This is a genomic window from Leptonema illini DSM 21528 (assembly GCF_000243335.1).
Lineage (GTDB): Bacteria > Spirochaetota > Leptospiria > Leptospirales > Leptonemataceae > Leptonema > Leptonema illini.
Window position 1 is genome coordinate 1,693,234 of the sequence record NZ_JH597773.1, and the last position, 11,902, is coordinate 1,705,135.

Here is an 11,902-nt window from a genome sequence, read left to right on the forward strand (position 1 = left end):
AAGAGGTTTGCATGAGGGAAAAACGAAGCAAACCGGTCCTTCCCGATGTTCGAATCGCTAAAATCTCTGATCCATCGCACCGCTGCGACCGCACATCCGCTTTCGCGCGACACCGAGCAACATTATGTCGCGGGCAAATCCTCTGACGGGCAGAAAATCCCGCACAGCGTCAGCATGCTGCAGGTTCAGCAGGCCCTTGAAGACGAGGCCTTTCGCTGGAGCTGCACGGCCTGCGGTAAATGCTGCCGTGGGCCTGGAGTCGTTTATTTCACGGCCGAAGATCTTGAGAACATCCGCGCAGCGCTCAAGCTTTCCGATGCGAAGTGGGAGCGACTGCACACCCGACTCGTACAGAGGCGCAAGAACGGGCTCTTCTTGCATCAGACGGCGAAGGCCTGCGCCCTGCTCGGCAAAGACGGCAAATGCACGGTCTACGAGGTACGCCCGCTTCAGTGTCGCACCTTCCCGTTCTGGACGTCGAATTTTGAAAGCCGCGAGAGCTACGAATGGCTGAAGGATTTCTGTCCGGGCGTGAAGAAGGGCGACGGAGAGGAGTTTTCTCTGCGCACAATCGTCGTCGAAACGAACCGCACCGAAGACGGCTTCGCGCGATTGCAGCCTCCGGGCTCGAAAACCCTTTACCTCTGATTCCGGCCAGATTCGCTGGCAGGAGCGTATATGAGCGAACTGATTCCCCAGCCCTTTTATCGCGGCAAGGTCCGCGACCTGTATGATGCCGGCGAGGCGATGATCCTTGTCGCCTCGGATCGTATCTCAGCCTTCGACGTCGTCTTTGACGAGCCCGTCGTCGGCAAAGGCGAGATTCTTACCGGCGTATCGACGCGGTGGTTCAAACATTTTCGAGGCGGACGCACGATCTCGCAGGCAGACGATCATCGGCCGCTCGAGCAGATCCTCGACTTCGACGACCATCTGATCACCGATCAGATAGAGCAGTTCCCCGAGCCTTATCGCAACCATGAGCCGTTCCGCAATCGAGCCGTTCTGGCCCGCAAAACGCAGCGCGTCGATTTCGAATGCGTCGTACGCGGCTATCTGGCCGGTTCGGGCTGGAAGGATTATCAGCGCACGGGCGCCGTCTGTGGACATGCTCTGCCCGCCGGCATGCAACAGGGCCAAAGGTTACCCGAACCGATCTTCACTCCGGCGACGAAAGAGGATACGGGTAAACACGACGAAAACGTTACGGTCGATTTCATGCGACAGCGCGTCGGCGCGGAGCTGACCGATCGCCTTGAGAAGATCTCGATCGCTCTTTTTCGCGAGGCATCAGCACAGATGGAAAACGTCGGAATTCTGCTCTGCGATACGAAGTTCGAGTTCGGCCTTCTTGATGGACGTATCGTCCTGATAGACGAGGCGTTAACCCCCGATTCGAGCCGCTTCTGGGATAAGGCCCTGTACAGGCCGGGCGAGACCGCTCCGGGTTTCGACAAGCAATATATCAGGGATTATCTCGAACGCACGGGCTGGAATAAGACGCCGCCCGCGCCTCCGCTTCCGGCTGACGTCATCGAGAAAACGATCGGGCTTTATCGCGAGATTGAACGGCGCATTCAGAGCGTGCTCTAAGACCTCTCAAACCGGCTTCTCGGCCTTTGCCTTGCGCGAGGCGGCAAAGACGATGCCCTGGGCGTTCAGTTCGGCGTCCAGGCGCATCATCTCTTCGCCCTCTTCATCGACATAGAACTCACGCCTCTCCACCTCGCCTTTCATGCGTTCGAGTATCGACGAGGCGACGTAGCCCTGCATGACTTCAAACGACTGGCCGGCCTTTAATCCGCGAATGGATTCGTCAAGCAGGCCTTCAAGAAAGTCGAGACCTTCGCGCATCTGCGCCTCGCCGTCGTCAAGGGCGGTGAACTCGCCGAAATGCGTGAGATACAGGCGCGAACAGCCCGTCTCGCGAATCTTCGTCAGACTGAGGCGCGCCTCGGCCGGATCAAAGTCTGTCGGCGTGCTTGTCGGATAGATATACGGCCCGCCTTTCTGCAAGACCGGATAGGCGATGCCGAACGTATCTCCGGTAAAGACGCCGTTCGATTTCGAATCATAGATGCAGAAGTGATGATTGGCGTGACCTCTTGTATGAAAGAAGCGCAGCGTGCGCGAGCCGAGCCTCAGTTCGTCGCCGTCATTCATGAGCTGAACGCGCTCTTCGGCGACGGGCACGATCTCGCCGTAGAGACGGCGAAAGGGCTCTTCGCCATAGACCTGTATGGAGCTGGCGATCAGGCGCGACGGATCGACCATATGACGCCCGGCCTTCGGATGCGCGATCAGCGTGGCATTCTTGCAGTGCTGCATCAGCAGGCCCGAACCACCGGCATGATCGAGATGCACGTGTGTGATGATGACGTATTTGACCTGCTCGGGCGTTTTACCCAGCTCTTTCAGAGCATCAAGCAGATAGGGAACGGCAAGCGAGGTATTGTTCTCGACGAAGGCAACGTCATCGCCGTCGACCATGATATAGGCGCAGGCGAGCAGAGGCTTGACGTAGTGGCAGTCAATCGTGCCGATTCCGTTCTCGGTATCAAAGCTGTACATGCCGCGAGGATAATAGTGCAGAGAAGATGCGTCAAGCCGAAACCATATGGGCTTCCATTCTGGTGCAGGGTTTCAGGGACAGGATCATTGATATCGCCCGCATCTAACATATCGATCCCCCTTCTTCTCTTCTAGAAGCCATCTCAAATACAAACTACTGACAAGTACTTTTTGCTTGTACTGCTGAGGGGGCTGTGCGGTGATAGCTCCTATAGGAGTTCTCTCATGGATATCACAGATGCCCAATGGAAGATCATAAAGCCGCTTATCAAAGAACCAAAGCCACGAGAAGACGGGAGGGGGCGGGAGAGAATTGATCCCCGAAGTATTTTAAATGGAATCTTGTGGATTCTGAAAACTGGAGCCCGCTGGCAGGATCTACCGGATAGGTATCCTTCTTACCAGAGTTGTCATCGTCGCTTTCAGGAGTGGACTCGTAACGGCACAATTGAAAAGATTCTCCTGGCTCTGGCGAGAGACCTTGAAGAACGTGGTGGAATTGACATTGAAGAGAGCTTCATAGACGGAACATTCGTTTCGGCTAAAAAAGGGGGCTCAAAATCGGGAAAACAAAGCGTGGCAAAGGGACCAAGATCATGGCAATGGCAGACGCTTCCGGTCTTCCTATCGCCTGCTGGATTGAAAGCGCTTCGCCACATGAAGTCACTCTCGTAGAGAAGACTATTGATCATAAGTTCACAAGAAAAACTCCTCGAAGGATTATCGGTGACCGAGCTTATGATTCCGATAAATTGGATAAACAACTTCGAAAGAGAAAAATCAAGATGATAGCCCCGCATAGACGGGGCCGGAAAAAGGAGAGCACACAGGATGGGCGGGAGCTGCGTCGATATAAACGCAGATGGAAGGTCGAAAGACTCTTTGCCTGGCTCCAGAATTTTCGCAGAATACTCAATCGATTCGAGAGGTACTGGGAGAACTACCTTTCGTTTGTCCGGTTAGGCTGTATCGTTATCCTCCTCAGGCATTTTTGAGATGGCTTGTAATTTTTTGCACCGTTGACGCGTTAGCGGTTGGCCGGTATTGCCATAGAATTCAATCTCACCGGTTCCAGGCAAAAATGAATCTTGAAATACTTGCGGGTTATTCTCTATGCGGTTGAATCGGATCACCACTTTTTTAAGGGCAGACTGCATCTCGAAGGCTGCATGTGAATTGCTGTGCAAGTAGTTATGCTCGATCAGGATATCACGGCTGAAATACAAGAGAACTGCATGCGTGCCCGACCCATTCAGATCAAGATGCCGTAGCACAATATGGCGAGAATCCTTAATCGAAATTACCGGAGTGGAACAGCCATCTGCTGCCTCATGCTTTGCGCGAAAGCCTTCCAGTCGCACCTGATTCCCTCGAACCATTTCAATCACAGGAGCATGCGGATCGCTGATCAGTATTTCAGCACCAGGATCGGCAGTCAGCGTCAGATAGCTTTTATCTATCAATTTCAGGGTTTTATCAAGCCTGTAGGTGCCGGCATGCAATCGAATCGTATCGCCAGGACGCGAAGAATCTATGATTCTCTGAAGATCGAAGGCCTGTGCGGACGAGACAGCGTAAAGGCGTCTCTGCGTTGGTGGGACTTCCTTTTCTTTAAGGCGCTCAATAAGATACATCTTCAACAATGGATGCAGATCTGGAATATAAGGCTTTCGCAGCCTGGCTTCTCTCTCAATATCGAACAATTCCTCTTCCGTCAGGTGCCTCTTCACAGTACGATTCTTAAAGACAACAGAAATCATAACAGGTGAAAATCCATTTAACTCTGTTGGATCAGGTGCGTGCCAGGAAAGGCGGGCATCTGGCAATTCAATATTCCATGACTTTCCTTTCGAACTATACTTCAAAACAATGAACTGGTTCTTAAAAAATTGAACCCTTTCAGCCTGATAGTCAATTTCAACTGACAGATCCTCAATCTGTAAACCGGGATACCGATAGTTGAGGAATTCGACAAGACCGTCTACAGGCATCCCAATCTCTCGAAGAGACATACGCAAATCATAACCGACTCCGTAATCGACACCAGTGCTGAAGTCTGCGTTGTGGAAGTACCTGCATTCGGAGGCTCCACTCAACTTTGCAAAGAGACGTCCTTCAATGGACTCAAGAAATTCAAAACAGGCAGCTTCTGCTCGTCTTCCATCCTCCCCGAAAGGGTATACAAACGACCTTACCGTTGTCCCTCCATCAGTAGATATATACCTCGTTTCATAGAAAGCGGCTGAACGTTTGAAAGTAATGCGGCGGTACATATACGAATCAATCAATGGTAGTTCATACAAAAATTTATCCAGAAGTTTCGGCGCCGATCGATCTTCCGGCCACAGCATCTGGTAACTATTAACTCCGACCAGCTTACCACTATCATCATACTCGAAATGAAGTGAAAGATGAAAGTCCCACATATAAAACGTAAACGCGAACTCAGGTCTCCGGAATTCTGCATCCAGAATCACATAATACAGTCGGTCCCGAAGCTCTTCCATATATGAAAGATCTTTTTGCGATTCTCGGTCTTCCGTTACCGCATAATACCGTTCATCCAGCAGCGCAGGATGCACATGCCCTGCCGGACGGTTCATTATATCCGCATCAAGCAGGCGATGCGGCTCAGTCAAAGAAAAAGATTCAAGAGGGATAACACGGCCCTCCGCATCGGCCTTTTTCAATAGGTTTACAAGCGAAGGCACGGAATATCGTTTCACTTCCTGCTCGATCTTCTGTTCTCGCGAAGGCTTCGCTATCACTTCTGCATTTACGTGAGAAATGGAAGAAGAGAGAAGAATGATTACCGGTAATAACAGTCGAGAGGGTCTCACTGATACGACCTCTACTTCCAGAATTGAAGCATCGCATCGGTGGCGCTGATTTCCTGAGTCGGTGTATCGGCTCCGAAAAATCCCTTTGCTCCTCCTGGCCAGGTGTGGCCTTCATCGTCGATGCTGATAATGGTTAGCTTGCCCGCATCGCATGTATAACTGACTCGCTCCACCTTTCCTGCCTTTACAGCTTTACGATCGCGGCATCCATTGCGCTTCTGCCAGAACGTCTCGGCAAACCCTACGGAGCGGTCCACTCGCGCATGAGAGTCGGCCTTAACCTGAGGCTCTCCCCCTTCATAAAGTACGTGTTTATCTTCTCTGCCATGAAAGATAATCACATCAAGGGGTCGGGCCGGATTGCATGCAGGCACGTTCAAAGCCCCGGCGACAGGAGCGATGCCATCGATGATATCGGCCGATTCACAGGCCATACGGTAGGTCATCATGCCTCCGTTCGACATGCCGGTAACGTAAACCTTCTTCACGTTGTACTGGTTCTTGATAAAGAGAATAAGCTGCCTCAAAAACGTGACGTCGTCGACCTTCTGATCCAGAGCGGCGCCGCAGCAGTTGCCGGCATTCCAGGTTAACAGCTTCTCATCAAAGAGGCGGTTTGTTCCATAAGGATAGACGACGAGGAATCCGTCACGGTCGGATCGCTCTCGAAAGCCTGACATCTGCTCGGCGTTTCGGCCGTTTCCGCCGCCGCCGTGCAGCATGACGACGAGATTCGATTCAGAACCCGGCTTATATTTTTCGGGAACATGCAGAATATACCGGCGAGTTACCCCCTGAATAGTAATCTCTTTGACGGCGTCATCGGCAAGGGCGCGACGTACAAGAAAGAGACAGCCGCTCATAATCGGCAGCATGACTATAAGTAAAAGAGTATGCGAGAAAAATCGTTTCACAGATTCAGAAGAAACGACGCCGATATTATGTCAAGCCAGGTACTTTCCCGTGGCCAGAAGCGCGGCGGCAATATCAACGACCGCGGCATCATAAAGCTCACCACGATGCTCTTTGATCTCCTGCAGCGCCGCTTCGATACCCAGAGCAGGTCGATAGGGCCTGTGTGTGGCCATGGCCTCCGCTACGTCGGCGACGGCGATGATCTTCGCCTCAAGCAACATCTCATCTGCGGCCAGGCCGTACGGATAACCCGAACCGTTCAGGCGTTCATGATGTTGAAGAACGATCTGAGCGACGGGCCAGGGGAAGTCGATCGATCTCAGAATCTCAAAGCCGTTCAACGAATGCTCGCGTATGATCATCATTTCCGGTCCGCTGAGTGCGCCGGGCTTGCTCAGGATTTCGGCCGGTACGCGAATCTTACCGACGTCATGCACGACTCCGGCAAGGCGGATGCCCTCGATCATCTGTTCATTCAGGCCCATCTCTCTGGCTATGGCGACGGCAAATTCCGACACGCGCTTCTGATGGCCGGCCGTATAAGGATCGCGCAGCTCCACCATCGCAGCAAGGGCGGTGATAGAATCAAACATGCTTGTTCGCAGTTTCTTCTCTGATTCAATGAGAGTGGCGGAGCGTGCTTTCACCATCTCTTCAAGACGGCTGCGAAGCCGATGCAACTCGATATGAGTGCGCACGCGTGCAAGAAGCTCTTCGCGCTGATATGGCTTCGTGACGAAATCCACTGCACCCAGCGCGAATCCCTGCACCTTTTCCTCGGTTTCTGATAGAGCAGAAACGAAAATCACCGGTATATCGGCCAGCTGTGGCCTGGACTTCAGAAGCCGGCATAGCTCAAAACCGTCCATATCGGGCATGCGAATGTCGAGCAGGATCAGCTCGGGCGGCTCAGAGAGAGCTGCCTTTAGAGCGATCTGCCCCGTTCTTGCAGAGCGCACATCATAACCCGCCTCACGCAGGATATCGGTCAGCAGTTTCAATGATGCCGGCGTATCATCGACGGCCAGGATGCTTCCACTTGAAGCCATACTATTCGTTTCCTTTCAGCGCCGTTAGAATGGCCTCATACTCGAACATCGCCGTCAGATCCTCCAGATGTGTTTGCAGATTGCGATCGTACTGGCCGACGGCTGCAACCGCTCGTTCAATCCGGTCCACATGCAGACTTTCCAGCGAGGATCGCAACTCGGACAGTATTTCTTGCGGTATGGACGAAAACGACTCTGCGGTTAACATGCGATGAGCGCTCGGAACGGACTCATACAGATACTCAATTTTCAGATGCTCTGCCAGGCAGTCATAGATCTCGGCCGGACGATAGGGCTTTCTTACAAAATCGTCAAGACCGACCGCAAGCATCTCGTCACGCTGTTCGGCGAAGGCCGATGCCGTTACCGCTACGATTCTGACGTCGGCTCCGCCGGGCAGAGAGCGAATCTTCTTCGTCGCCTCGATGCCGTCCATAACGGGCATCCGACGATCCATCCAGATGAAATGGGGCCTGTACGACTCAAATAGTCTCACGCCTTCTTCACCATTCGAGGCAATACGCACGGAAAGTCCGATGTTTTCCATAAGCGTCTGCAATAACAGCTGGTTATCGCGCTGGTCTTCGACGATGAGGATGCGATAATCCGACCGGCCGGCGATTCCAAGTATTTCACGCTGCTCGGCCTCATTCGCTCTCTGAATATCGTCTTCCTTCGCCTCTTCAAGAGGAAGCTCGACGCGAAAGACAGATCCCTTTTCAGGCGAAGAGGTAACGGATATGCTTCCGCCCATCAACTCTACATATTGCTTTGTAATGGCGAGGCCCAATCCCGTTCCATGACTGCCTCCCTGATCGCCAAGCTGAACGAAAGGCTCAAAGATGCGCCGGCATTCTTCTGGAGCGATACCTTTTCCAGAATCCTCCACCTCGATTTGAAGATGAGACAGGGTGTTCTCTCGCGTGCCGAGCCTGAGGGTCACTCCTCCCTGCTCCGTGAATTTCACGGCATTGCCGATGAGGTTGATGAGAATCTGTCGGACCCTGCCCTCATCGGCGACAATGTAACGCGGAAAGGTGGAGTCCTGATCTATGATGAGCTGCAGTCCTTTCTCTTCGGCTCGCTGACGCATCAGATCCGTCACGTCGCAGAGCAGCTCGCCGAGATCGAAGGGCGCCTTCTGCAACTGCATGCTTCCCGATTCGATCTTCGCCATATCGAGAACGTCGTTGATCAATCGTAGCAGATGCGTTCCGCTTCGATTGATGATCTCGACGTTCTTTCGCGTATGATCGGGCAGAGTTCGATCGGATTGCAACAGACGCGAGAACCCGAGAATCGCGTTCAGAGGCGTTCGAAGTTCGTGGCTCATACTTGCAAGAAAGACGCTTTTTGCCCGGCTCGCCGCTTCTGCTGCGTTACGCGCGGCGACAAGATCGGCCGTTCGTTGCATCACCTGCTCTTCCAGATGATTCTTTAAAGCGAGCAGCTGCTCTTCGCTGCGCTTACGGGCCGTAATATCGGTTACCATGGCGAACGAACCGCTGTACTGCCCCTTTTCATCGGCAATCGGCGTGGCCGAAAAAATAGTCCAGACCTCTTCTCCGTTTGCGTGCCTGAGTCGGCGCTCGTAACGATCCGACAGTCCCTGGCTTCTCTGTGTGAGCCGCAAATGATGATCGGGAAGATCTTCAGCAAACATAAAATCGCCTAACGGTCTGCCGACAATCTGCTCTTTCTCGTAGCCGAGTATTTCGCTCATGCGTGCGTTGAGAAACGTGCAGGCACCGTCAACATCCATGGACCAGATTCCCTCAGACGCCATATCGACGATACGCCGGTATTTTTCTTCGCTTTCACGCAGGGCCTTTTCGGAGCGTTTGCTCTCGTACATGAGGCGCAGTCTGTCGAGCGTAACGGCAAGATGACTTGCAAGGGCCATCAGAAATTCACGGTCCGATGCCGTCGGCAATCGGACGCCTTCATCGCCGAATGTTCCCGTACCGACCGAGCCCAGATGTCGATCGAGGAAAATAATCGGAACGTTCACGATAGTGCGATTCTGCAACAGTTCGACGATTTTCTTATCGGTGCGTTCATCGGTACGCGCATCTTCGACGACGACGATATCAACGCTGCTTGCGATTTCTTCAAGCATGGGATCGCCTTTAATGTGAAGGGTTTGCACGTTCTCGTCAAACATCACCATATCAGACAGAGATCCGCTCGCAGACAGCGCTCGCGCCTGCTCTTTCTGATCGTCAAAAAGGAAAACCCAGATATTCTGATATCCGACTATCTCTCTGACTTCTTTGCGGGCCGTATCAAGGACCTCGGCATAGCTTTTCGCCATTTCGAGTCCTTTCGAAAGACGCAGAAGCGATTGCCAGTAGCGCTCCTTACTCCCTTCCGACCCGGTAGTTTGCATAGGACCTCCGACATTCCGGCCGCCAACCTGGGGCTGCCTTGTCGATTCTACCACATATGGTAGCGATACCCGATTATTATTTTATGTGACGTGGAATTTTCGAAAATTCCGGCCGGAACAGATACCGTTTGCGAAAAGGCTACCCGGCCCGAAGAACACACAAACGATTGCCACATGACTCCGGCTCTGCTTACGCTCGCAACTTCCCTTCCAACCGTGGCCGGAGTCGCCGCACAATCCGGGCGCGAAATCATCGCAAACAATGCCGATCCCGATCGCCCGTTTGCCGTCTACAGCATCTCAAAGACGATCCTGGCCATCCTGACGTTACAGCTGAACGAAGCGGGCAGACTGGTGATCGACAATGCGGCCAGACGGTACCTGTCCGCCTCGCAGGCGCGGTATCTGTCGCCCGAGATCACGATCCGCCAACTGATGGGCCATACGTCGGGCCTGCCCGACTACGGCCCTCTTCCGGAATACCATACAGCGGTGCGGCAGGGGCAGCGGGCCTGGTCGTTTGACGAATACATGGAACGCACGCAGGCAACGACCCTGCTGTTTCCGCCCGGGGATGGCTGGTCTTATTCGAACATCGGCTACATGATTCTCAAGCATATCGTCGAGACGACGGCGGATCAGCCTCTGGCAGAACTCAGCGCAGAACGGTTGTTTGTGCCGCTCGAATTCAGCGGCAGTCTCGTCGTCAAAGAACGTGCGGACTGGCGACGCGTTTCTATCGGGCGATCCGACTCTCTCGAAGGCGAGGTGCGAGAGATCTATGATCCCGGCTGGGTGGCGCACGGGCTTTTTGCGATGACCGCTTCGGATCTGCTCGCTCTTTTTCAGGCGCTTTTCTCGGGACGTCTATTAAAGAGCGAGTCCTTGCAACAGATGTGCATGCTGCACCGCCTCCCTTTCATAGAAGGTCGACCTTTTCAACAGCCGGCGTATGGCCTGGGCCTGATGGCCGACGCCCAACGACAGATCTTCGGCCACACGGGCGGCGGCCCTGGAAGCACGGCCGCCGCCTATCATAAAGATGGGAAAACGGCCGTCATTCTTACGAACGACGAAGACTCTTTAAAGGCCGAGAAGCTCGGCATTGCTCTGTTCGATTCGACTAACTCCGATCACGAAGTGTGAGCGGCGCAGTTTTCAAGCCTGTGAGTAAAAAAGTGAACCGCAGAGCCCTCCGGAGCATCCATTGAACATGCACATAAAAAGAACAACCGCCCTTCTCCTGCTTCTTTTCGCCGCCTGTAAACAGAACGACACGGGTGCCCCCTCCGAATCGATGGAGATGCGCAAAACCGCCCCTTCGCTGGAAGAAGCGCCTGCCGCGCAGGACATGTCTCCAGGGGCTCACCGCGCTCGGGAAAGCGAACCTGCCCGCCCGGAGGCGCTGCCACCTCTGGCATTCGATCCCGGCATAATCTCTGATCGCCTGCTTGAGTACCGCCTCGATCTCACATATCGCACCGACGATATCGTACGCGCCAGACAGCTTCTATACGATACGGCAAAGAAGCGCGGATTTCTGTTACAGAGCTACGTAAGCTCCGAAGATGCCGTCATCACGACGACGATGTCGGTTCGCGTCGAAGAGATGCACGAAACGCTCAAGGATCTATCGGCGCTCGGACCGCTTGAATCCGAAACGATATCCGTTCAGGACCATACGGAATCCGAGTTCATACGCGCAGTGCGTGCGAAGCGTGAAGAGCTGCGCATGCAACGTAGATCGCAGGCGTTAACAGGACCGGCGGCGGCGCAGAACTGGGCGCAGCGTGAACAGGCCCTTGCCGCCAGCGAAGATGCGGCCGACGAAGCGACGATTGAGAAATGGCGCATCGCCGATCGCGTATCAAGGGCGACGATCGCCGTAACGGTGCGCGGTCCGGCGGCGCCTGATCCCGTCGTCGTTCCATCGTATCGCAACGCCTTCGTCGGAGCCCTGAATCTACTGATGCAGCTGCTCTATATTCTCGTATATGCGCTTCCGTTCATCGTGCCCGTTCTGTTGATCATCTGGAAGAGAAAGTCGCTGTTCGGCTGGCTGCGTCGCAACAGAGACTGATCGCATGGAGCGATCGGTTATTACGACCCGACCAGTGTGAGGCAGGGCCGTATGCGGT

At 53.8% G+C, this 11,902-nt stretch carries 10 protein-coding genes; 5 read left to right on the top strand and 5 right to left on the bottom strand.

The genetic code is table 11. From position 1 onward, the window contains the following. The first annotated feature begins 45 nt into the window (after nucleotides 1–45). Nucleotides 46–648 (top strand): YkgJ family cysteine cluster protein, encoded by a 603-nt coding sequence (locus LEPIL_RS21825; protein ID WP_002771570.1) that lies wholly within the window; start codon nucleotides 46–48, stop codon nucleotides 646–648. A gap of 30 nt (nucleotides 649–678) precedes the next feature. Further along, nucleotides 679–1,593, top strand: coding sequence for a phosphoribosylaminoimidazolesuccinocarboxamide synthase (locus LEPIL_RS07725; RefSeq protein ID WP_002771572.1), 915 nt, complete (start codon nucleotides 679–681; stop codon nucleotides 1,591–1,593). A gap of 6 nt (nucleotides 1,594–1,599) precedes the next feature. Here the strand turns inward: LEPIL_RS07725 and LEPIL_RS07730 are convergent, their stop codons facing one another. Then, nucleotides 1,600–2,571, bottom strand: coding sequence for an MBL fold metallo-hydrolase (locus LEPIL_RS07730; protein WP_002771574.1), 972 nt, complete (start codon nucleotides 2,569–2,571; stop codon nucleotides 1,600–1,602). Between the two features lie 225 nt (nucleotides 2,572–2,796). Here LEPIL_RS07730 and LEPIL_RS22900 point away from each other — a divergent pair. Next, nucleotides 2,797–3,566 (top strand): IS5 family transposase gene (locus LEPIL_RS22900; protein WP_086004569.1). Its coding sequence is split into 2 segments (ribosomal slippage): nucleotides 2,797–3,142 and nucleotides 3,142–3,566, totalling 771 coding nucleotides; the frame shifts between segments, so codons are not numbered across the junction. Here LEPIL_RS22900 and LEPIL_RS07740 read toward each other — a convergent pair. Genes LEPIL_RS07740 through LEPIL_RS07755 form a run of 4 tightly spaced genes read right to left on the bottom strand, consistent with a single transcriptional unit; the run spans nucleotide 3,531 to nucleotide 9,764 of the window. Further along, nucleotides 3,531–5,411: a right-handed parallel beta-helix repeat-containing protein gene (locus tag LEPIL_RS07740; RefSeq protein ID WP_002771576.1), complete on the bottom strand. Its 1,881-nt coding sequence runs from the start codon at nucleotides 5,409–5,411 to the stop codon at nucleotides 3,531–3,533. The two genes, LEPIL_RS22900 and LEPIL_RS07740, sit on opposite strands and share 36 nt — an antisense overlap. Nucleotides 5,412–5,422: 11 nt before the next feature. Then, a complete protein-coding gene (locus LEPIL_RS07745; protein ID WP_143464747.1) occupies nucleotides 5,423–6,325 on the bottom strand; it encodes an extracellular catalytic domain type 1 short-chain-length polyhydroxyalkanoate depolymerase in 903 nt (300 codons plus the stop codon). Nucleotides 6,326–6,355: 30 nt separating this feature from the next. Further along, nucleotides 6,356–7,375, bottom strand: a complete 1,020-nt coding sequence (locus tag LEPIL_RS07750) for an HD domain-containing phosphohydrolase (RefSeq protein ID WP_002771580.1) — start codon at nucleotides 7,373–7,375, stop codon at nucleotides 6,356–6,358. Nucleotide 7,376: 1 nt separating this feature from the next. Next, nucleotides 7,377–9,764 carry an ATP-binding protein gene (locus LEPIL_RS07755; RefSeq protein WP_002771582.1) on the bottom strand — a complete coding sequence of 796 codons (2,388 nt, stop codon included), beginning with the start codon at nucleotides 9,762–9,764 and terminating at the stop codon, nucleotides 7,377–7,379. Between the two features lie 174 nt (nucleotides 9,765–9,938). On the opposite strand from LEPIL_RS07755, the gene LEPIL_RS07760 reads away from it, so the two are divergent. Both LEPIL_RS07760 and LEPIL_RS07765 read left to right on the top strand, forming a co-directional pair. Next, complete coding sequence (locus LEPIL_RS07760) at nucleotides 9,939–10,910, top strand: serine hydrolase domain-containing protein (protein WP_002771584.1); 972 nt, start codon at nucleotides 9,939–9,941, stop codon at nucleotides 10,908–10,910. A gap of 67 nt (nucleotides 10,911–10,977) precedes the next feature. Further along, a complete protein-coding gene (locus LEPIL_RS07765) occupies nucleotides 10,978–11,844 on the top strand; it encodes a DUF4349 domain-containing protein (protein WP_002771586.1) in 867 nt (288 codons plus the stop codon). The last annotated feature ends 58 nt before the right edge of the window (nucleotides 11,845–11,902 follow it).